The 21,154-nt window shown below is 63.3% G+C and carries 18 protein-coding genes, 1 pseudogene and 1 riboswitch; of the genes and pseudogenes, 10 read left to right on the forward strand and 9 right to left on the reverse strand.

Features of this window, described 5'->3' with window-relative positions; genetic code table 11:
• Positions 1 to 23: 23 nt before the first annotated feature.
• From ASB58_RS00155 to ahcY, 5 genes and pseudogenes are all read right to left on the reverse strand, one after another.
• Positions 24 to 623, reverse strand: a complete 600-nt coding sequence (locus ASB58_RS00155) for a DUF3617 domain-containing protein (protein ID WP_096004336.1) — start codon at positions 621 to 623, stop codon at positions 24 to 26.
• A gap of 692 nt (positions 624 to 1,315) precedes the next feature.
• A pseudogene (locus tag ASB58_RS00160) lies at positions 1,316 to 2,464 on the reverse strand (DEAD/DEAH box helicase); the annotation flags it as partial.
• A 215-nt stretch (positions 2,465 to 2,679) separates the two neighbouring features.
• A complete protein-coding gene (locus ASB58_RS00165; protein WP_118128923.1) occupies positions 2,680 to 3,411 on the reverse strand; it encodes a substrate-binding periplasmic protein in 732 nt (243 codons plus the stop codon).
• Positions 3,412 to 3,531: 120 nt separating this feature from the next.
• Positions 3,532 to 4,377: a methylenetetrahydrofolate reductase [NAD(P)H] gene (gene metF, locus ASB58_RS00170; RefSeq protein WP_118128924.1), complete on the reverse strand. Its 846-nt coding sequence runs from the start codon at positions 4,375 to 4,377 to the stop codon at positions 3,532 to 3,534.
• Between the two features lie 164 nt (positions 4,378 to 4,541).
• A complete protein-coding gene (gene ahcY, locus ASB58_RS00175; protein WP_118128925.1) occupies positions 4,542 to 5,945 on the reverse strand; it encodes an adenosylhomocysteinase in 1,404 nt (467 codons plus the stop codon).
• Positions 5,946 to 5,965: 20 nt separating this feature from the next.
• Positions 5,966 to 6,048: riboswitch (S-adenosyl-L-homocysteine riboswitch) on the reverse strand.
• Positions 6,049 to 6,151: 103 nt separating this feature from the next.
• Here ahcY and ASB58_RS00180 point away from each other — a divergent pair.
• On the forward strand, positions 6,152 to 6,613 hold the full coding sequence (locus ASB58_RS00180) for a c-type cytochrome (RefSeq protein ID WP_118128926.1): 462 nt from the start codon (positions 6,152 to 6,154) through the stop codon (positions 6,611 to 6,613).
• Between the two features lie 104 nt (positions 6,614 to 6,717).
• Here the strand turns inward: ASB58_RS00180 and metK are convergent, their stop codons facing one another.
• Positions 6,718 to 7,902 carry a methionine adenosyltransferase gene (metK, locus tag ASB58_RS00185; RefSeq protein ID WP_118128927.1) on the reverse strand — a complete coding sequence of 395 codons (1,185 nt, stop codon included), beginning with the start codon at positions 7,900 to 7,902 and terminating at the stop codon, positions 6,718 to 6,720.
• Positions 7,899 to 8,915 carry an ArsR/SmtB family transcription factor gene (locus ASB58_RS00190; RefSeq protein ID WP_096003765.1) on the reverse strand — a complete coding sequence of 339 codons (1,017 nt, stop codon included), beginning with the start codon at positions 8,913 to 8,915 and terminating at the stop codon, positions 7,899 to 7,901. The genes metK and ASB58_RS00190 overlap by 4 nt, the downstream gene beginning before the upstream one ends.
• A gap of 219 nt (positions 8,916 to 9,134) precedes the next feature.
• Between ASB58_RS00190 and tkt the strand changes: the two genes are divergently transcribed.
• The 7 genes from tkt to ASB58_RS00225 all read left to right on the forward strand — a co-directional run bounded on the left by tkt (position 9,135) and on the right by ASB58_RS00225 (position 16,667).
• Positions 9,135 to 11,135 (forward strand): transketolase, encoded by a 2,001-nt coding sequence (tkt, locus tag ASB58_RS00195; protein ID WP_118128928.1) that lies wholly within the window; start codon positions 9,135 to 9,137, stop codon positions 11,133 to 11,135.
• A 94-nt stretch (positions 11,136 to 11,229) separates the two neighbouring features.
• Positions 11,230 to 12,267, forward strand: a complete 1,038-nt coding sequence (gene epd, locus ASB58_RS00200; RefSeq protein WP_118128929.1) for an erythrose-4-phosphate dehydrogenase — start codon at positions 11,230 to 11,232, stop codon at positions 12,265 to 12,267.
• A gap of 72 nt (positions 12,268 to 12,339) precedes the next feature.
• Positions 12,340 to 13,500, forward strand: coding sequence for a phosphoglycerate kinase (locus tag ASB58_RS00205; RefSeq protein ID WP_118128930.1), 1,161 nt, complete (start codon positions 12,340 to 12,342; stop codon positions 13,498 to 13,500).
• Positions 13,501 to 13,649: 149 nt separating this feature from the next.
• Positions 13,650 to 14,714: a class II fructose-bisphosphate aldolase gene (fba, locus tag ASB58_RS00210; protein ID WP_096003769.1), complete on the forward strand. Its 1,065-nt coding sequence runs from the start codon at positions 13,650 to 13,652 to the stop codon at positions 14,712 to 14,714.
• Positions 14,715 to 14,764: 50 nt separating this feature from the next.
• The gene (locus ASB58_RS00215) at positions 14,765 to 15,049 is read left to right on the forward strand and encodes a hypothetical protein (protein ID WP_118128931.1); all 285 of its coding nucleotides are present in this window, start codon (positions 14,765 to 14,767) and stop codon (positions 15,047 to 15,049) included.
• A 30-nt stretch (positions 15,050 to 15,079) separates the two neighbouring features.
• Positions 15,080 to 15,553, forward strand: coding sequence for a hypothetical protein (locus ASB58_RS00220; RefSeq protein ID WP_235827143.1), 474 nt, complete (start codon positions 15,080 to 15,082; stop codon positions 15,551 to 15,553).
• Between the two features lie 19 nt (positions 15,554 to 15,572).
• Positions 15,573 to 16,667, forward strand: a complete 1,095-nt coding sequence (locus ASB58_RS00225; protein ID WP_118128932.1) for a PQQ-dependent sugar dehydrogenase — start codon at positions 15,573 to 15,575, stop codon at positions 16,665 to 16,667.
• Here the strand turns inward: ASB58_RS00225 and ASB58_RS00230 are convergent, their stop codons facing one another.
• Entirely contained in the window at positions 16,668 to 17,693 is a 1,026-nt protein-coding gene (locus ASB58_RS00230; protein ID WP_118128933.1) for a helix-turn-helix transcriptional regulator, read from the reverse strand.
• Between the two features lie 153 nt (positions 17,694 to 17,846).
• On the opposite strand from ASB58_RS00230, the gene ASB58_RS00235 reads away from it, so the two are divergent.
• Complete coding sequence (locus ASB58_RS00235; protein WP_118128934.1) at positions 17,847 to 19,046, forward strand: alkane 1-monooxygenase; 1,200 nt, start codon at positions 17,847 to 17,849, stop codon at positions 19,044 to 19,046.
• Positions 19,043 to 19,210, forward strand: coding sequence for a rubredoxin (locus ASB58_RS00240; protein ID WP_096003774.1), 168 nt, complete (start codon positions 19,043 to 19,045; stop codon positions 19,208 to 19,210). Before ASB58_RS00235 ends, ASB58_RS00240 begins: the two co-directional genes overlap by 4 nt.
• Before the next feature lie 12 nt (positions 19,211 to 19,222).
• On the opposite strand, the gene ASB58_RS00245 is transcribed toward ASB58_RS00240, so the two are convergent.
• Complete coding sequence (locus ASB58_RS00245) at positions 19,223 to 21,091, reverse strand: SLC13 family permease (protein ID WP_118128935.1); 1,869 nt, start codon at positions 21,089 to 21,091, stop codon at positions 19,223 to 19,225.
• Between the last annotated feature and the right edge of the window lie 63 nt (positions 21,092 to 21,154).

Here is a 21,154-nt window from a genome sequence, read left to right on the forward strand (position 1 = left end):
CGCATCAAACCCGCCAGGGCCGCTCAGAGCGCCGGGGTGTTACCGCAATCCTCAGCCGTCCAGCGACTGACCTGCGAATGCTGCAGCTTGACCTCGCCATTGCCGGCGCCAGCGTTCTCGCCCAGCAGGCCGGCCGGCAGCGCGTAGCTGCCGTTGCCGTTGAAGGTGGAGCGCATTTCACGGCTGGAGACAACCTGGATGCTGCCGCTGAGGTCGCCAGTGAACCCGTCCGGGTCATTGCAGTGCCCGGAAAACTGCAGCGCGTCGCCACTGGACTGCTCAATCTTGAGGTCGCAATTGGGCATGTTTTCCCGGGCGTCTGCCAGCAGTGCATCGGGGTCGGCCATGGTGTGAGCGGTCTCGGCGGTAATGCATTGGCGCTCACCTACCTGACCTTCACTGCCCAGCATGTCTTCTGCCAGGGCGCGCTGCTCCGGCGGCAGCGTCTTGAGCATGTTTTCGCGCATCTCGCGCATGCGCGCCTGCATATCGATGCCATTGATCAGGGTGGTGCTTTCGCTGACCCACAGGCCGGGTTCGGGCAGGGTGTCCAGGCTGGCAGCGCTGGTGGAAAGGGCGCTCAGGCTGAGCGAGCAAAACAGAGCAAGACGGGAGAGGTGCATACGACAGTCCTTGGTAGCGAGTGCAGGACTGACTATAGCCTTGTTGGCGTTGTCGTGTTGTGAGGGGATGTGAGGTTTTGCCGAAAAAAGGAAGAAGCTGGCAGCTCACTTCGTCATTGCAGCCTGCGTCAGACGCTTGTGATGGGTTGCCTCGCCGTTGCGCAGAGCCATAAAAAAACGGGGCCGAGGCCCCGCTTTTGGTCAAGCGCGGTTTAGCGTGCGCCGAGCAGCGCAGGCTTTTCCCGTTGCTTGCGGTTGCCGCCGCCGTTTGGCTTGCGATTGCCGTTGCCGTTGCCGTTGCCGTTGCCGTTGCCGTTGCCTTGCTTGCGGGCGGCGGCGGGCTTGCTCTCTTCTGGAACGTCGATGCGGTTGCCAAGGGCCTGACGACGGCGCTCGATGGCTACCGGATCTTCCGGCTCATGGATGCCGGGCATCGCGCGGTTCTGGCCGGCCGCTGCACGCTGACGCTGCTGGTGCGGACGTTGTTCTGCGCGCTGGCGTTCGTTGCGGCGTTGGCCACGTTGCTGGCCGTTGCCGTTGCCGCCATTACCGCCGTTGCTGCTTTTCTGGGCGGATTGGCCGTTGCCGGCACGTTTGCCCTGCTGGCCCTGGCCGCGGTTGTTGCGTTGCTGGCCGCCGCGACCATTCTGCTCGCGCGGACGCTCCGGACGGTCGCTGTTCAGCTCGGCCTGGGCCGGCGGCTCAAACCCCTCCAGCGTGCCTTCTTCAATGCGCTGCTTGGTCATGCGCTCGATCGCGCGCAGCAGCTTGTCCTCATCCGGGCTGACCAGCGAGACCGCTTCGCCGCTGCGTCCGGCACGGCCGGTGCGGCCGATACGGTGCACGTAGTCTTCCGACACGTTGGGCAGCTCGAAGTTGATCACGTGCGGCAGCTGGTCGATATCCAGGCCGCGGGCGGCGATATCGGTCGCCACCAGAATGCGCAGGGTGTTGGCCTTGAAGTCGGCCAGGGCCTTGGTGCGGGCGCTCTGGCTCTTGTTGCCATGAATCGCCGCCGCCGGCAGGCCGTTCTTGACCAGGTACTCGGCCAGGCGGTTGGCTCCGTGTTTGGTGCGAGTGAAGATCAGCACCTGCTCCCAGGCGCCCTGGGTAATCAGGTGGGCGACCAGCGCGCGCTTGTGGCCGGCGGCAACGCGGTAGACCTTCTGATTGATGCGCTCGACGGTGGTGTTCGGCGGCGTGACTTCGATGCGTGCCGGGTTGTCGAGCAGCTTGTTGGCCAGGTCGGTGATGTCTTTCGAGAATGTCGCGGAGAACAGCAGGTTCTGACGCTTGGCCGGCAGCTTGGCGATGACTTTCTTGACGTCATGGACAAAGCCCATGTCGAGCATGCGGTCCGCTTCATCGAGCACCAGTACTTCTACCTGTGACAGATCGACAGCCTTCTGGCCGACCAGGTCGAGCAGGCGGCCGGGGCAGGCGACCAGGATATCCAGGCCGGGGGCGATGGCTTTCATCTGCGGGTTGGCGCCAACGCCGCCGAAGATGCAGGCGGATTTCAGTGGCAGTTCGGTGGCGTAGGCGCGGATGCTGTCGTGCACCTGGGCGGCCAGTTCGCGGGTCGGGGTCAATACCAGAACGCGCACCTGCTTGGGCTTGGCGCGCTGGCCGTCGGACTCGCCGTTGGGGAACAGGCGTTCGATCACGGGGAGGGCAAAGCCGGCGGTTTTGCCGGTGCCGGTCTGGGCGGCGACCATCAGGTCGCGGCCTTCGAGAACAGCCGGAACCGCTTGTTGCTGCACCGGCGTGGGTGTGGTGTAACCAGTGGCGGCCACCGCGCGAACTAGCGCGTCGGACAGCCCCAGAGAGGCAAAGGACATGAGCAATCCTGTTGGGCCGAGGCCCGTTGATGTAATCAAGAGAATATCGTCAGGCACAAATCGCCACGCTGTGGACTAGGGGCGATTCCGTTCGGGCCTGCCGAAAGAGGTAGACGGCATCCGAACGCGGGATTGACGGGAATCGGGAGTATAACAGAGCTGTACGGGGAGTCTGCAAGCGCAGGCAGCGGTCTGTCTGGTTTTAGGTGGCTGCGTTACAGGCCGTACGCCCGCAGGATCTTCTGGTAGCCGGCTGTCTGCTTGAAAGTCTTCAGTGCTTCGCCAAAGCGCAAGGCCAGATCGGCCAGGTCGGGGCGGCGTGCAAAGGCCAGGTACAGCGGCCCGCTGCTCAAGGGCTGCGGGTGGTAGGCAATGCCTTCGAGCCCGAGCAGGGACAAGGTGTAGAGGCCCACCTGGCGATTGATCACTGTCATGTCGACCCGGCCACGCTGCAGCATCAATAGACATGACTCGATCGAGGGACAGGGTTCGCGGGTCAGGTGTTCGGCCTGATTGAATGCCGGGTTGCCGTAGCTGTAGCCGGCAGACACGCCGATGCGCAGGCCGCGCAAGTCGTCGAGGGTGCTGTAGGGGAAGGGATCGCTGGTGCGGTAAAACAGCACCGACTCGCTGTTCGACAGTGGCTCGGTGGGAAAATGATATTGGTTCTGGCGTTCGGCGTTGACGGTAATGTCGAGGATCGCATCGGCCTGGCCGGCGAGGACGTCATGCTGGGCGCGCTTCCAGGGCATGACGCGCCAGTCGGGCTGATAGCCAAGGTCCTGCAAGATGTGCTGGCTGACTTCATAGTCGACACCGCGCAGCTGGCCGTCTTGCAGAAAGACATAAGGCGGCCAGGGCTCGGTAACAACGGTGATGGGTTCGGCTCGCGGCGCACCGCAAAACAGCAGGGCGAGTGCGAACAGCAGCGCGACTGTCGGTTTCATGGGGGCAGTATAGGGCCTTTGCGTGGCTTCACAAACGCTGGGCCTGCCCCGGGTCTGGCTGCAGCCTGTGCGTGCCGGGTGTCGCTGCCGTCAGCACACCCGGGCAAGCGGCGCGACAGCTTAGCCGCGCAGGTTGCGCAGCACTGCTACGGTGGGTTCGGCCTGGTTCAGGGTATAGAAGTGCAGACCCGGTGCGCCGCCCTCGACCAGGCGCTCGCACAGCTGGCTGATCACCTCGGTACCGAACGCTTTGATGCTGTCGCTATCGTCACCATAGGACTCCAGCTGCTTGCGAATCCAGCGCGGAATCTCGGCGCCGCAGGCGTCGGAGAAGCGCGCTAGCTTGCTGTAGTTGGTGATCGGCATGATGCCGGGGATGATCGGGATGTCCACGCCCGCCTTGCGCACACGGTCGACAAAGTGGAAGTAGCAATCGGCATTGAAGAAGTACTGGGTGATAGCGCTGTCGGCACCGGCCTGGGCCTTGCGGATAAAGTTCTTCAGGTCGGCCTCGAAACTCGGCGCTTGCGGATGGGATTCCGGGTAGGCGGCGACCTCCAGCTTGAAGTGATCGCCGGTCTCGGCGCGGATGAACTCGACCAGCTCATTGGCGTAGCGCAGCTCGCCACTGGCGTGCCCCATACCGGAGGGCAGGTCACCACGCAGGGCAACAATGCGCTGGATGCCGCAGTCGCGGTAGTCGTTCAGCAGGGTGCGCAGATCCTCGCGCGAGTCACCCACACAGGACAGGTGCGGCGCTGCCGGTACACCGACGTCGTTGTTCAGCTGCAGCACGGTACGGCGGGTGCCGTCACGGGTTGAGCCACCGGCACCGTAGGTGACGGAAAAGAACTCGGGCTGCTCGCCGGCCAGCACGTTGGCTACCGCGATCAGCTTGGCTTGGCCAGCCTCGGTTTTCGGCGGGAAGAACTCGAAGTTGACGGGGACGGTTTTGTTGATCGTCATTGTTTCTGTGCTCTTGTGGGTTGGTCAGCTGCAAGCGTCAAGCCGCAAGCTTCAAGTAAACCCAAAACCTTGCCCCCTCAGAGGCGCGGTCTCAGGCTCTTTTGCTTGCAGCTTGCAGCTTGCAGCTTGCAGCTTGCAGGGGGCGGCCGTCCGCCTTGCAGCGATCAGTACCGATAGCTGTCCGGTTTGAACGGGCCTTCGACTTCAACGCCGATGTAGTCGGCCTGGGTCTTGGTCAGCTGGGTGACAACGCCACCGAAGCCCTTGACCATTTCCAGTGCAACTTCTTCGTCCAGCTTCTTCGGCAGCACTTCTACGGTCAGTGCGGCGGCTTTGCCTTCGGCAGACTGATCAGCGAACTTGCGCTCGAACAGGTGGATCTGCGCCAGCACCTGGTTAGCGAAGGAGCCGTCCATGATGCGCGAGGGGTGGCCGGTGGCGTTACCCAGGTTCACCAGACGGCCTTCGGCCAGCAGGATCAGGTAGTCGTCGTTGGTCGCGTCGACGGTCTTGCCGGTGCGGTGGATCTTGTGAACCTGCGGCTTGACCTCTTCCCAGCCCCAGTTGGCGCGCATGAAGGCGGTGTCGATCTCGTTGTCGAAGTGACCGATGTTGCAGACCACAGCGCGCTTCTTCAGCGCCTTGAGCATGCCGGCGTCACAGACGTTGGCGTTGCCGGTGGTGGTGACGATCAGGTCGATCTTGCCGAGCAGGGCGGTGTCGATACAGGCGTCGGTGCCGTCGTTCAGGCCGTTCAGGTAGGGCGACACCAGCTCGAAGCCGTCCATGCAGGCCTGCATGGCGCAGATCGGGTCGATTTCGGAGACTTTGACGATCATGCCTTCCTGACGCAGCGACTGCGCCGAGCCTTTGCCCACGTCGCCGTAGCCGATGACCAGCGCCTGCTTGCCGGACAGCAGGTGGTCGGTGCCGCGCTTGATGGCGTCGTTCAGACTGTGGCGGCAGCCGTACTTGTTGTCGTTCTTGCTCTTGGTGACCGAGTCATTGACGTTGATCGCCGGGACTTTGAGGGTGCCGGCTTTCAGCATGTCCAGCAGGCGGTGTACGCCGGTGGTGGTTTCTTCGGTGATGCCGTGGATCTTGTCCAGCATGGCCGGGTATTTCTTGTGCAGGATTTCGGTCAGGTCACCACCGTCGTCCAGCACCATGTTGGCGTCCCAAGGTTGGCCGTCCTTGAGGATGGTCTGCTCGATGCACCACTCGTACTCTTCTTCGGTCTCGCCTTTCCAGGCAAATACCGGGATGCCGGCAGCGGCGATAGCGGCAGCGGCCTGATCCTGGGTGGAGAAGATGTTGCAGGACGACCAGCGTACTTCGGCGCCCAGCGCAGTCAGGGTTTCGATCAGCACGGCGGTCTGGATGGTCATGTGGATGCAGCCCAGAATCTTGGCACCCTTGAGCGGCTGCTCGCCGGCGTACTTGCGGCGCAGGCCCATCAGTGCGGGCATTTCCGACTCGGCGATGATGACTTCACGGCGGCCCCAGTCGGCCAGGCTGATGTCAGCGACCTTGTAGTCGGTGAAGGCGTTGTTGATCACGGCACTCATCTGATTTCTCCATTCGTGGTTGCGAATGGGCGCGGTTAAATGTCGCATGCCGCGGACGAGCCTGGCAGTGGCTGGTGCCCCTGCTGCAGCGCCCCTCGTCCGGGGCTGAAGTTACCCGGCCTGTGCTCTCCTCAAGGGAGACGCCTTGGCCGGAATCGGTTCAGAGGCGATACTGTCGCCCCTCCTGTATGTCGTCTGGATGAAACATGACCTCTGTTCCACACCGAAAACTCGTTGTCGCCCTGTTGCTTGGCGCGGCCTTGGCCGGCTGCAGTAACGAGCCTGACCCCAACTCGCATGAAGGCAAGCGTCAGGCGCTGTTCAAGCAGATGCTGCGCCAGACCGAGCCCATGAGCGGCATGCTGACTGGCCGCGTTACGCCCAGCATGGGCGAATTCATGAGCAAGGCCGATACTCTGGCCGAGCTCGCCGATCGGCCCTGGCAGCACTTCCCGACGCCGGGCGATGACCCGGAGCCGAATCGCACCAAGGACACCGTCTGGTCCGATCCCGAAGGCTTTGCCCTGGCCATCGATGACTTCAAGACCAAGGTCGCCGCCCTGCATGCCGTTACCGCTGTCGGCATCAAATCCCTGGACCAGGCAGCCGATGAGCTGCGCGCGGTGCAGGAATCCTGCAAGAGTTGTCATGACAGCTATCGCCGCTGAGCGGCGATAGCTTCAGCCGAAAGCTGCAAGCCTCAAGCTACAAGTAGAAGCACAGCTCTAGCCTGATTGCTTGCCGCTTGCCGCTTGCCGCTTGCCGCTCCGCCTCAGGCGTCCGCGCGCAGCGCGTCGGCCTTGTCTGTTTTCTCCCACGGGAAGGCGGTGAAGGTGTCACCCTTGACGGTCATCTCGAACGGGTTGCGGCCGAAGTGGCCGTACGCGGCGGTTGCGCGGTACATCGGGTGCAGCAGGTCGAGCATGCGGGTGATCGCGTACGGGCGCAGATCGAAGTGCTGACGGACCAGCTGGATGATTTTCTCGTCGCTGATCTTGCCGGTGCCGAAGGTGTTGATCGACACCGAGGTCGGCTGCGCCACGCCGATGGCGTAGGACACCTGAATCTCGCACTTGTCGGCCAGGCCGGCAGCCACGATGTTCTTGGCGACGTAGCGGCCGGCATAGGCGGCGCTGCGGTCAACCTTGGACGGGTCTTTGCCGGAGAATGCGCCGCCACCGTGGCGCGCCATGCCGCCGTAGGTGTCGACGATGATCTTGCGGCCAGTCAGGCCGCAGTCGCCCACCGGGCCACCGATGACGAACTTGCCGGTCGGGTTGATGTGGTACTGGGTGTCGGCGTGCAGCAGCTCGGCCGGGATCACCTTTTTGACGATCTCCTCCATCACCGCTTCGCGCAGATCCGCCTGGCTGATGTCCGGGTTGTGCTGAGTCGACAGCACGATGGCGTCGATACCGGTGACAATGCCGTTTTCGTAGCGGCAGGTAACCTGGGACTTGGCGTCCGGGCGCAGCCAGGCGAGGGTACCGTTCTTGCGCGCTTCGGCCTGGCGCTCGACCAGACGGTGCGCGAAGGTGATCGGCGCCGGCATCAGTACGTCGGTTTCGTTGCTGGCGTAGCCGAACATCAGACCCTGGTCGCCGGCGCCCTGATCTTCCGGCTTCTGGCGGTCAACGCCCTGGGCGATGTCCGGCGACTGCTTGCCGATGATGTTGATCACGCCGCAGGTGTCGGCGTCGTAGCCGACCTCGGAAGAGGTGTAGCCAATATCCTTGATGACGCTGCGTACCAGATCTTCCAGATCGACCCAGGCGCTGGTGGTGATTTCACCGCCGACGATGGCCACACCGGTCTTGACCATGGTTTCGCAGGCCACGCGGGCGAACTTGTCTTCAGCCAGAATGGCGTCCAGCACCGCGTCGGAAATCTGGTCGGCCAGTTTGTCCGGATGGCCTTCGGACACGGATTCAGAGGTGAAAATCGAATAATCGCTCATGGGTCTTTCCTGTCCTCGGGAGAAAGGGAATCGGGTTTGGCCAGCTGCAGCAGTTGCAGCTGAAAGCCGTTACGCAGGCCGATGTACTGGCTGTTGCCCGGACGCAGTCCGGCCGCCTCGGCCCAGCGGGCAATATCTTCCTGGTCAAAGCCTAGCCAGAGATCGCCGCAGCTGTCGCGTACCCAGCTCTGGTCATGGCTGCACAGCTCGGTCAGCACCAGGCTGCCACCGGGTTTGAGCAGTGCGGCAAAACGTTTGAGCGCTTCGGCGGGCGCCGGCATGTGGTGCAGCACCATGTTGCAGACCACGCAGTCGGCAGCAGGCAGTTGCTGGGGCTGCAGGGCATCGGCCAGCAGGCAGTCGACGTTGGTCAGGCCTGCTTCTTTGCATTGCTGGCGCGCGCGCTCGAGCATGGCGTCGGCATTGTCGAGCGCGATGACTCGCTGGAAACGGCTGGCCAGGCTCGGTAGAAAGCCGCCTTCGCCCGGGCCGATTTCGATGGCCAGCTGCGTGGCGGGCAGCGGCAGGGCGTCGATCAGGCTCAGCAGTGGCTCGCGGTAGATGCCGAAGTGGGCAATCAGGTCCTGCTGCGCCGGGGTGCCATCGGCAAAGCGGGCAAAGAACTGGCGTGACAGCTCGGCGCGCTGGGCATGTACTGCGGCGATGGCCTGCTGCAGTTGGGCGTCATCGGGCTGGTTGTCGAGCTCGCTCAGCAGTTGGCTGTGCAGGCGATGCCATGGCTGCTCGCTGACCGGCAGGCTGCGGCGATAGAAGATCGAGTTGCCTTCGCGCCGGGTGCTGACCAGGCCCGCGTTAGCCAGCACCTTGAGGTGGTGGCTCATGCCGGATTGGCGCATGTCGAAGATCTGCGCCAACTCCAGTACGCCAAAGGAATCGCTGCGCAGCACGCGCAGGATGTCCAGCCGCAGCGCATCGCCCGCTGCCTTGCAAAAGGCGGCGAGGTCCTCGGTCTGACTGGGTTTGGCGGCGGGAATGCGCGCAATCTGGTTCATGCGGCGCAGTGTAGTAGCGAACGGCCGGTGTCGCAACGGCTATATCAAAATACTTTGATATAGGTATGTCCGTTCGTCTGGCGAGGAGGGGATAAGCGCAGCTGAAACGGGGTTTTCGTTGCCGGGGACGGCGGATTGCGCGAAAATGCCCGCCTCTTTTTCCCGGCCAGTCGCTTTGCCGACTGAAAGCCCACGCCTTGCAAGCCACAGGAGTTGTTCATGCCCAGTCGTCGTGACCGTGCCAATGCCATTCGTGCCCTCAGCATGGATGCCGTGCAGAAAGCCAACAGCGGCCACCCCGGTGCGCCCATGGGTATGGCGGATATCGCCGAAGTCCTGTGGCGTGACTATCTGAAGCACAACCCGGCCAACCCGAACTTTGCCGACCGCGACCGCTTCGTGCTGTCCAACGGTCACGGCTCGATGCTGATCTACTCGCTGCTGCACCTGACCGGCTACGACGTCAGCATTGACGACATCAAGAACTTCCGTCAGCTGCACAGCAAAACGCCAGGCCACCCGGAATACGGTTACACCCCGGGCGTTGAAACCACCACCGGCCCGCTGGGGCAGGGGCTTGCCAATGCCGTGGGCATGGCCATTGCCGAGAAGGTGCTGGCCGCGCAGTTCAACCGCGAAGGCCATGAGGTGGTTGACCACAACACTTATGTTTTCCTCGGCGACGGCTGCATGATGGAAGGCATTTCCCATGAAGTGTCTTCGCTGGCAGGCACTCTGGGCCTGGGCAAGCTGGTTGCCTTCTATGACGACAACGGCATCTCCATCGACGGCGAAGTCGAAGGCTGGTTCACCGATGACACGCCCAAGCGTTTCGAGTCCTACGGCTGGCAGGTTATCCGCAATGTCGACGGCCACGATGCCGACGAGATCAAGACCGCCATTGAGACTGCACGCAAGAACTCCGAGCAGCCGACCCTGATCTGCTGCAAGACCATCATCGGTTTCGGTTCGCCGAACAAGCAGGGCAAGGAAGAGTGTCACGGCGCCGCGCTGGGCGAGGCGGAAATCGCCGCTACCCGTGAAGCGCTGAACTGGCCGCACGCTGCGTTCGAGATTCCGGCTGATATCAAGGCCGAGTGGGATGCTCATGAAGCCGGCGCCAAGGCAGAAGCCGCCTGGAATGACAAGTTTGCCGCCTATCAGGCCGCCTTCCCCGAGCTGGCTGCCGAGCTGCAGCGCCGTCTGGCAGGTGACCTGCCGGCCGACTTCAGCGAAAAGGCCGATGCCTACATCGCCGAGGTGGTCGCCAAGGAAGAAACCATCGCCAGCCGCAAGGCCAGCCAGAACACCCTGAACGCCTTCGGCCCGCTGCTGCCGGAAATGCTCGGCGGCTCCGCTGACCTGGCCGGTTCCAACCTGACTCTGTGGAAGGGCTGCAAGGGCGTAGAGGCTGCGGATGCCTCGGGCAACTACCTGTTCTACGGCGTGCGCGAATTCGGCATGACCGCGATCATGAACGGTATCGCCCTGCACGGCGGCTTCGTGCCCTACGGCGCGACCTTCCTGATCTTTATGGAGTACGCCCGTAACGCGGTGCGCATGTCGGCCCTGATGAAGCAGCGCGTGATCCACGTCTACACCCACGACTCCATCGGTCTGGGCGAAGACGGCCCGACCCACCAGCCGATCGAGCAACTGGCCAGCCTGCGTGGCACGCCGAATCTCGATACCTGGCGCCCGGCTGACGCCGTTGAGTCGGCGATTGCCTGGAAGTACGCGCTGGAGCGTGCTGATGGCCCGAGCGCCTTGGTGTTCTCGCGTCAGAACCTGCCGCACCAGAGCCGTGATGCCGAGCAACTGGCCAATGTTGCCCGTGGTGGTTACGTGCTGAAGGATTGTGACGGCGAGCCCGAGCTGATCCTGATCGCCACCGGTTCCGAAGTCGGTCTGGCGGTTAACGCCTGGACTGCACTGAACGAGCAGGGCCACAAGGTACGCGCGGTGTCCATGCCGTCGACCAGCGTGTTCGACCAGCAGGATGCCGCCTACAAACAGTCGGTCCTGCCGCTGGAAGTCGGTGCACGCATCGCCATCGAAGCCTCCCACGCCGACTTCTGGTACAAGTACGTCGGCCTCGACGGCCGCATCATCGGCATGCAGAGCTTCGGCGAGTCCGCCCCGGCTGCGGCGCTGTTTGAGGAGTTCGGTTTCACCCTCGACAACGTGCTCGCCGCCGCGCAAGAGTTGTTGGAAGACTAAACCAGCGGCAAGCCTCAAGCCTCAAGCTGCAAGCGGCGCTCGGCCTGCTTGCAGCTTGTAGCCTGCAGCTTGCAGCCAGGCGGAGCCTGCTGTTATGTCCCACCCGCGTCCCTATAGAATCGCCCTGAACGGCTACGGCCGGATCGGTCGCTGCGTGCTGCGCGCGCTGCACGAGCGAGGTGATCTGGACGTGCAGGTGGTGGCGTTGAATGATCTGGCCGACCGCGAGAGCATCGAGTACCTGACCCGTTTTGATTCGACTCACGGTCGCTTTCCCGGGCAGGTACAGCTGCAGGGCGAGCAGTTGCTGATCAACGGCCAGCCCATTGAGGTGCTGCGCTCGGCTGAGCCCGAGGGCGTTGACTGGCGTGCGCTGGATATCGACCTGCTGCTGGAGTGCTCCGGTCAGTACACCACCCGCGAACAGGGCCTGCGCTTTGTGCATGCCGGCGTGCCGCGGGTGTTGTTCTCCCAGCCTATGGTCAGCGAAGAGGCGGTGGATGCCACGCTGGTGTATGGCGTCAATCACGCCAGCCTGCCGACTGATGCGCGACTGGTGTCCAACGCGTCCTGCACCACCAACTGCAGTGTGCCGCTGCTCAAACTGCTGAACGAGGCGGTGGGGCTGGAGTACGTCTCTATTACTACCATTCACTCGGCGATGAACGACCAGCCGGTGATCGATGCCTACCACCACGCTGACCTGCGCCGCACGCGCTCGGCGTTCCAGTCGATGATTCCGGTCTCGACCGGCCTGGCGCGCGGTATCGAACGCCTGCTGCCGGAGCTGGGCGGGCGTATTCAGGCCAAGGCTATCCGCGTACCGACAGTGAATGTGTCGGCGCTGGATATCACCCTGCAGGTGGCGCGTGACACCAGCGCCGAGGAAATCAACCAACTGCTTCGTGCAGCAGCCGACGGGCAGTACGCCGGGCTGCTGGATTACACCGAGCTGCCGCATGCCAGCTGTGACTTCAACCACGATCCGCACTCGGCGATTGTCGATGGCAGTCAGACCCGCGTCTCCGGGCCGCGGCTGGTGAACCTGCTGGTCTGGTTTGATAACGAGTGGGGTTTCGCCAACCGCATGCTGGATGTGGCGCGCTATTGGCTGGAGCAGCCGTCGAACTGAATACAGGTGGCGTGGCCGCAGGCTGCGGCGGCGCCGAAAAGATTGACACACTTACCAAGCAAGGAGCGGGCTATGACCGTATTGACCATGAGCGAGCTGGACCTCAAGGGCCAGCGAGTACTGATTCGTGAAGACCTCAACGTGCCGGTCAAGAACGGCAAGGTGACCAGCGATGCGCGTATCGTTGCTTCCCTGCCCACCATCAAGCTGGCACTGGAGAAGGGCGCCGCCGTGATGGTCTGCTCGCATCTGGGCCGTCCGGAAGAGGGCGTGTTCAGCGAAGAGAACAGCCTGGCACCGGTCGCCGCTTACCTGAGCGAAGCGCTGGGCCGTGACGTGCCGCTGGTGCGCGACTATCTCGGCGGCGTCGAGGTCCAGCCGGGCGAGCTGGTGCTGCTGGAAAACGTGCGTTTCAACAAGGGCGAAAAGAAGAACGCCGACGAGCTGGCCCAGCAGTACGCGGCGCTGTGCGACGTGTTCGTGATGGACGCCTTCGGCACCGCCCACCGCGCCCAGGGCTCGACCCACGGCGTGGCCAAGTTCGCCACGGTCGCCTGCGCCGGCCCGCTGCTGGCCGCCGAGCTGGACGCGCTGGCCAAGGCACTGGACAAGCCTGCTCGCCCGATGCTGGCCATCGTTGCCGGCTCCAAGGTCTCGACCAAGCTGGATGTGCTGAACGCGCTGTCCGAGAAGTGTGACCAGCTGATCGTTGGCGGCGGTATCGCCAACACCTTCCTGGCGGCGGCCGGTTACCCGGTTGGCAAGTCGCTTTACGAGGCTGATCTGGTCGACACCGCCAAAGCGATTGCCGCCAAGGTCAGTGTGCCGCTGCCGGTTGACGTGGTGGTCGCCAAGGAGTTTGCCGAAACAGCTACTGCCACCATCAAGGCGGTAGCCGACGTGGCGGAAGACGAGATGATTCTCGACATCGGCCCGCAGACTGCGGCGCAGTTTGGCGAGATGCTCAAAGCCTCCGGCACCATCCTCTGGAATGGCCCGGTTGGTGTGTTTGAGTTTGACCAGTTTGGTGAAGGCACCAAGGCGCTGGCGCAGGCCATCGCTGCCGGTGAGGGATTCTCGATTGCTGGCGGTGGCGACACCCTGGCTGCGATCGACAAGTACGGCGTCGCCGAGCAGATTTCCTACATTTCCACCGGTGGTGGCGCCTTCCTCGAGTTTGTCGAGGGCAAAGTGCTGCCGGCTGTTGAGATTCTGGAGCAGCGTGCGCGCTAAGCGCAGCTGCAAGCTTCAAGCTTCAAGCTTCAAGCGGCAAGGGGTGACCAGCCTCAGCTCAGGCGGGTAGACTGTCGGGATCGCCCGGACAGCTTGCCGCTTGGGGCTTGTCGCTTGCCGCAACGACTTTTTTAACGGAGAGATTGATTATGGCTCTTATCAGCCTGCGCCAGATGCTCGACCACGCCGCCGAATACGGTTACGGCGTACCCGCTTTCAACGTCAACAACCTGGAGCAGATGCGCGCCATCATGGAAGCGGCCGACAAGACCGATTCCCCGGTGATCGTGCAGGCCTCTGCCGGTGCCCGCAAATACGCCGGCGCGCCTTTCCTGCGTCATCTGATTCTGGCGGCTATCGAAGAGTTTCCGCACATTCCGGTGTGCATGCACCAGGATCACGGCACCAGCCCGGCGGTGTGCCAGCGCTCCATTCAGCTGGGGTTCTCCTCGGTGATGATGGACGGTTCCCTGGGTACAGACGGCAAGACCCCGACCAGCTACGAATACAACGTCGACGTTACCCGTCGCACCGTTGAAATGGCCCACGCTTGCGGTGTGTCCGTCGAGGGTGAGCTGGGCTGCCTGGGTAGTCTGGAAACCGGCATGGCCGGTGAAGAGGACGGCATCGGCGCCGAAGGTGTACTGGATCACAGCCAGCTGCTGACCGACCCGGAAGAAGCTGCCGACTTCGTCAAGCAGACCGGTGTGGATGCCCTGGCGATTGCCATCGGCACCAGCCATGGCGCCTACAAGTTCACCAAGCCGCCGACAGGCGACACCCTGTCGATCCAGCGCATCAAGGAAATTCACGCGCGCATCCCGGATACCCATCTGGTCATGCACGGTTCTTCCTCTGTGCCGCAGGAGTGGCTGGCGATCATCAACGAGTTTGGTGGCGAGATTCCGGAGACCTACGGCGTGCCGGTTGAAGAAATCGTCGAGGGCATCAAGTACGGCGTGCGCAAGGTCAATATCGACACCGACCTGCGTCTGGCTTCGACCGGTGCGGTACGTCGCTTCCTGGCGCAGAACCCCAGCGAGTTTGATCCGCGCAAGTATCTGGCCAAGACCGTCGATGCCATGCGCGACGTCTGCATTGCCCGCTACGAAGCCTTCGGTACTGCCGGCAATGCGTCCAAGATCAAACCGATCTCGCTGGACGACATGTTCGAGCGCTACGCCCGTGGCGAGCTGGACCCCAAGGTCAACTAAGCAGGTCAGAGGGCGGCGACAGCCGCCCTTTTTGCGACAGGATCAATGCGATGAGTAATCAGGACGAACAGGACGACGAGTCCTTTGCCGAGGCCCGACTGGTCGAGGCGATTGAAAACCAGCTGGCTGCGGGTGAGCCGCCCGCAGCGCAGGCGACACTGAACAAGCTGACGCTGGTCGGCTATGCACGCGAGGACAGCCTCGACCTGATGGCTCAGGTGTTGGCCTACAGCATCAACCGCATGCTGGAAGAGGATGCTCCCTTTGATACCCCCGCCTACGAGCAGGCATTACGCAATCTGCCGACCCTGCCCGATGGTTCTGACGCGAGCTGAGTGCTCGCACCGCGTAACAGGATAACGACAATGAAAGTGATGACCGTGCTGCGGATCGTCTTCCTTTATCTGCTGGCTGTGCTGGTGGCGACCCTGCTGGGCAGCCTGGTACAGACCCAATTCAATCTGGCCGCACTGCAGGCCCTGGATGTGCCGGTCGATGCGTCGACCCGGCTGCACACCAGTCTGCACGACCTACGCTTTTTCAGCCCCTTTCTGGCCCTGATGGTGGCTGCCTGCCTGTTGCTGGCGCTGCCGCTGGCCGAAGCACTGGGGCGTATCTTCAAGCCCTGGCGTTGGTTGCTGTATTTTCTCGCCGGTTTTGTCGGCATCTGGGCCGCCTGTGCGCTGGCCAATTACCTGCTGCCGATGCCAACCTTTATCGCTGCCACCCGCGAGACGCCCGGTCTGCTGTCATTGATGGCGGCCGTCGGCCTGGGCAGCGCACTGTTTGGCCGCTTGACCAAACCCAAGGCGCGGCGCGGTCTGCGTGTGCTCGGTTGATTGTGCAAGGAGAAGGGCAATGAACAAGTTTGCTTTGCTGGGTACCTCGCTGGTGCTCTGTGCCGGTGCTGCCACGGCAGCCGATTATCAGGTTGAAACCCTGGCTGACGGCCTGTCCAATCCCTGGTCGCTGGCCTTTCTGCCGGACGGCGGCATGCTGGTCACCGAGCGCAGTGGCCAGCTGCGACTGATTGATGCCGCAGATCAGTTGCGCGCCGAGCCGGTTGCGGGCGTGCCGGAGGCCTTCGTCAACGGTCAGAGCGGTTTGATGGAGGTCGCGCTGGCGCCGGATTTTGCCGAGTCCGGCGAGCTGTTCCTCAGCTACAGCTGCGGCACCCGCGAGGCCAACCACACCTGCCTGGCGGCGGCGACCTTTAACGGCGAGACGCTGGAAAACGCGCATGAAATCTTTCGCGTACAGCCGGCCAAGAAGGGCAGCGCCCACTATGGCGGACGCATTGCCTTTTTGCCGGACAACACCTTGCTCCTGACCCTGGGCGACGGCTTTGACTACCGCGAACAGGCGCAGAACACCGCTAACCACCTGGGCAGCATCGTGCGCCTCAATCGCGACGGTTCGGCGCCAGAGGACAACCCCTTCGTTGGTCAGGCAGATGCCATGCCCGAGCTGTACAGCATTGGCCATCGCAACGTGCAAGGCATTCTGGTCGACGACGCCGGGCGCGTGTTCAGTCACGAGCACGGCCCACGCGGCGGAGACGAGATCAACCTGATCGAGGCCGGCAAGAACTACGGCTGGCCGAAGATCACCTACGGCATTGACTACAACGGCTCGCAGATCTCGCCCTATACCGAGCTGCCCGGTTTGGAGCAACCGCTGGTCTACTGGGATCCGTCCATCGCGCCGTCCGGCATGACCCTGTATCAGGGCGAGCTGTTCCCCGAGTGGCAGGGTAGCCTGCTGGTGTCGGCGCTGGCCGGCAAGGAAGTGCGTCGTGTTGAGCTGAATGGCGATACGGCCGGCGAGCAAGAGTCGCTGTTTACCGAGCTGGGTCAACGTTTCCGTGATGTGCGCACTGGCCCCGATGGCGCCGTCTATCTGTTGACCGACAGCCCCAGCGGGCAACTGCTGCGGGTGGTGCCGGCCAACTGATCAGCCGCCCGTCACGCGCTGGCGATAGCTGCGTGGCGGGCAACCCAGCCAGCGCCGGAAGGTGCGACTGAAATTGCTGGTGTCCTGATAGCCAAGCCGTTCGGCGATCACTTCCATACTCAACTCGGTATGTTCCAGCAGCCAGCAGGCCTGCTCGCTGCGTACCTGATCCAGAATCTGCTGATAGCGCACGCCCTCGCTGGCGAGGTGACGAATCAGCGTGCGTGCGGTGAGATGCTCCTGTGCTGCCATTTGCGCCAGCGTCGGGTAGTGGTATTCACACTGCAGCAGCCGCTGCTTGATGCGCTGACTCAGATCGCCACCGCTATGCTGATGTTGCAGCTGATGCTCGCAGTCACGCAGCGCCTGCCGGTGCAGTTCGGCGTCAGCACCGAGGCAGGGTTGCTCCAGCAGGCCGCCTGGCAGGTGCAGGCGCAGTGCGTCGCTGTCGAACACCCAGTTGGCGGCGTAGTCGCGGACGGCGTCCGCCCAGTCAGGTTTGGCGCCCGGCCATTCCAGCGTCAACTCCGGCCCCAGCGGTTGTCCGCTGACCGTTTCCAGCAGGCGCAGCATGCCGGTGGTGAAATGGCCGAGCAGGTAATCGCGTACCGCCGGCGGCACCAGGTGTTCGTCCAGGCGCAGCACGGGCGGGTTGCGCTGTTCGACGACAAAGGTTGCCAGGTGCTGGCGCAGGGGCGCGTAGTGTTGTGCCAGCTCAATGGCCTCGCCAATGGTGGCAGCGGTGACGGCGGCGTAGCCGCCAGGGCCGTGGGTGGACACGTCGGTGTGCATGCCGGCAGCAAAGCCGAGACCGGGGTGGCCGGTGCGCAGGATCACGGCCTGCAGCAGATGGCAGAGCGTCTCCAGGTTGAGAAACCGGTTGCCCTGCAGTTGCTGTTCCCAGTTCTGCCCCAGCACGTCGAGCGCCGGGTTGTCCTGGTAGCCCTGACGGCGCAGTTCGGCCAGCACCAGGCGGGCGTAGATCGGGTGAACGGCTGGGCTGAGCCAGTAGTGTTCGGACGGCATGGTAGCTCTTGTTGAGTGCTTGTGGTGTCACAATATGACGGTTATTTGCCGCTTGCAACGGGTGGCGCTGTCGTGACTGCAGCGCATGATGGGCCACAGCAGGCGCGCCAGCTCAAGCGCACTGCTCAAACACAATAATAAGAGGACGCCCCCATGCAACACCTTGCTGCAGATAACGGCCTGGTCGGCTACGTAGACCGCAAGCGCAGACTCTGGCTGTTTTCCCTGATGGTGCCCGGACTGGCCTTGGTCGGGCCGCTGCTGTACATGCTGGTGTCGCCCAATGTGCTCTGGCTGTGGCTCTCGACGATTTTCGGCTACGTGGTGATTCCGATGCTGGACGGGGTGCTGGGTGAAGACCTGAGCAACCCTCCGGAGGAAGCGGTGCCGGCGCTGGAAGCTGACCCCTACTACCGCTATGTCACCTATGCGCTGGTGCCCATTCTGTGGGGCAGCTTTATCGTCAATATCGCCTTTCTGGGGCTGCATGAATTGCCCTGGTACGGCACGCTGGCGGTCATACTGGCAACCGGCGGCAGTCTGGGCTTTGGGTTGAACCTGGGGCACGAGATGGGCCACAAGAAGACCGGGCTGGAGCGCTGGCTGGCCAAGATTACGCTGGCGCTGGGCTGTTATGGCCACTTTTTTGTGGAGCACAACCGCGGCCATCACCGGGATGTAGCCACCCCGGAAGATCCGGCCTCCGCGCGTATGGGTGAAAGCATCTATCGTTTTGTCTTTCGCGAGATGCCCGGTGCCTTTTTCCGTGCCTGGGATCTGGAGGCGCAACGTCTTGAGCGCTGTGGCAAGTCGGTCTGGAGTCTCGACAACGAATTGCTGCAGCCGGCGATGATCAGTGCGGTGCTGTATGCGCTGCTGATTGCCTGGCTGGGTATCGAGATACTGCCGGTGATGCTGCTGATTGCCTTCTGGGGAGCCTTCCAGCTGACCCAGGCCAACTACATCGAGCATTACGGCCTGCTGCGTCGCAAGGAACCGAGCGGGCGCTACGAGCGCTGTCAGCCGCATCATTCGTGGAACAGCAATCACCTGTTCTCCAACTGGGCGCTGTTTCACCTGCAGCGGCATTCCGATCATCACGCTCACCCGACTCGGCGCTATCAGTCGTTACGTGATTTTCCGGATTTGCCTCGGCTGCCCAATGGTTACTTTGGCATGTACCTGCTGGCCTACTTTCCGCCGCTGTGGCAGCGGGTCATGGACCCGCGCCTGCTGGAAGCGGTGGGGCATGACCCGCAGCGCATCAACTTTTTGCCGGCCAAGCGTGAGCAACTGATGCGGCGTTATGGGCTGAGTGAGGCGCCGCTGGACGGTGCGGGAGCGGCAGCATGACGCGCTACCAATGCCCGGAATGTGGCTATGAATATGACGAGGCAGCGGGTGATCCGCATCAGGGGTATCCGGCGGGTACGGCCTGGGACAGCCTGCCCGAGACCTTTACCTGTCCGGACTGCGCTGTGCGCTACAAGGAAGACTTTCGCGCCCTTGAGGAGTGAGGCCGTGGCCGCTTATAGCGGCCACACCCACAGCAGCATGGGGATGCTGATGGTGACCACCAGCAGCTCCATGGGGAGCCCCAGGCGCCAGTAGTCGCCAAAGCGGAAGCCGCCCGGGCCAAGAATCAGGGTGTTGTTCTGGTGGCCGATGGGGGTCAGGAAGGCGCAGGAGGCGCCAATGGCCACGGCCATCAGGAAGCTGTCGGGATTCACGCCGAGCTGGCTGGCGACGCTCAGGGCAATCGGACACATTACAGCTGCGGTCGCGGCGTTGTTCATGAAGTCTGACAGGGTCATGGTCACCACCAGCATCAGGGTCAGGGCGATGATCGGGCTGCCCTGGGCGACATGTTCCAGCAGAGTGCGGGCCAGCACATCGGCAGCGCCCGTATCGCCCATGGCAGCGGCCAGCGGCATCAGCGCGCCGAGCAGCACGATGATCGGCCAGTCGATGGCTTCATACAGGCGCCGCAACGGAATCACCCGGGTCAGCATGTAGCCCAGTACGCCGGCGGTGAAGGCGACGGCCGCCGGCAGAATGCCGAATGCGGCCAGGCCCACCGAGCCGAGCATGATCAGTACCGCTGTCAGCGCCAGACGGCGGTCCGGGATGAGGATGCTGCGCGGGGCCAGTGGCGCGCAGCCGTATTCGCTGGCAAAGCCGGCGATGGCCTCCGGATCGCCTTGCAGTAACAGAACGTCACCGGCCTCGACCTCGGTCCAGCGCAGGCGGCGGATAGAACGATGCCCCTGGCGCGAGATGGCCAGCAGGTTGATGCCGAAGCGGGTACGCAGGGCAATGTCCGAAGCACTGCGGCCGAGGATGTCGGCGCCGGGCTGGACGACCATTTCCTGCAACACGATCTCGTCGCTGTGGCGTACCGGTGGCGTCTGTTCTTCTGCGTCTTTCTCGCTGTTCGGCGTCGTCTCGCCGGCAGGCTCGTCGCTGTCTTCGTTTTCCTTTTCTTTGTCTTTCTCAGTGTTGCCGGGCGGCACGGCCTCTTCCAGCTTCAAGCCCAGGCGTGTCAGCGACGCGCCCAATGCCTCCGGGTCGGATTCGATGACCAGAATATCGCTGGCGCGCAGGATGCGGCTGGACAGCGGTGCGATCACGCGAAAGTCGTTGCGCACCATGCCGACAATCTGCGCATCGCCGTCATCCAGCAGCTGCTCCACCTCGCGCAGGGGCTTGCCATCGATCTTGCTGTCGGCATCAATGTGTACCTCGGTGAGGTAGGTGCCGGTGTCAAAACTACCCGCCTCGGGTTGCGGGCGGTGGGGCACCAGCCAGCGGCTCGCCAGCACGGCCAGCAGCACGCCGCCCAGCGCGACCGCCAGGCCCACCGGCGTGAAGTCGAACATGCTGTAGGGGCCGAGTTCGGTCTGTGCGCGAAAGCCCGATACGATCAGGTTGGGCGGCGTGCCGATCAGCGTGGTCATGCCACCCAGAATGGTGCCGAAGGCCAGTGGCATAAGCACGCGCCCGGGGGGCACGCCCTGGCGGTTGGCCAGCTGCATGGCAATCGGCATCAGCAGCGCCATGGCGCCGACGTTGTTCATGAAGGCGGACAGAGCGGCGCCGAGCAGGGTCAGAAAGCCCAACCCCAGCAGCACCCCGCCGCGTTGCGGCAGTGCGCGCTGGGCCAGTGCCTCGACGGCGCCGGTGGTCTGCAGGCCTTTGCTGAGGATCAGCACGGCGGCGACGGTGATGACGGCAGGATGACCAAAGCCGACGAAGGCGTCGGCGGCGGGGGTAAGGCCGGTCACGACGCAGGCCAGCAGCGCGGCCAGGGCAACAATATCGTGCCGCCAGCGGCCCCAGAGGAAGAGGGCAATGGTGCAGGCGAGGATGAGCAGAATAAGCTGCTGGCTGGCGTCCATGATGTACTGCTCCGGTTGGCCCTGCGAGCCTGTGGCGCTCAGCCGGGGCTGGGCGCGCTCAGG

It is taken from the genome of Pseudomonas abyssi (assembly GCF_003444685.1).
GTDB classification, from domain to species: Bacteria; Pseudomonadota; Gammaproteobacteria; order Pseudomonadales; family Pseudomonadaceae; genus Halopseudomonas; species Halopseudomonas abyssi.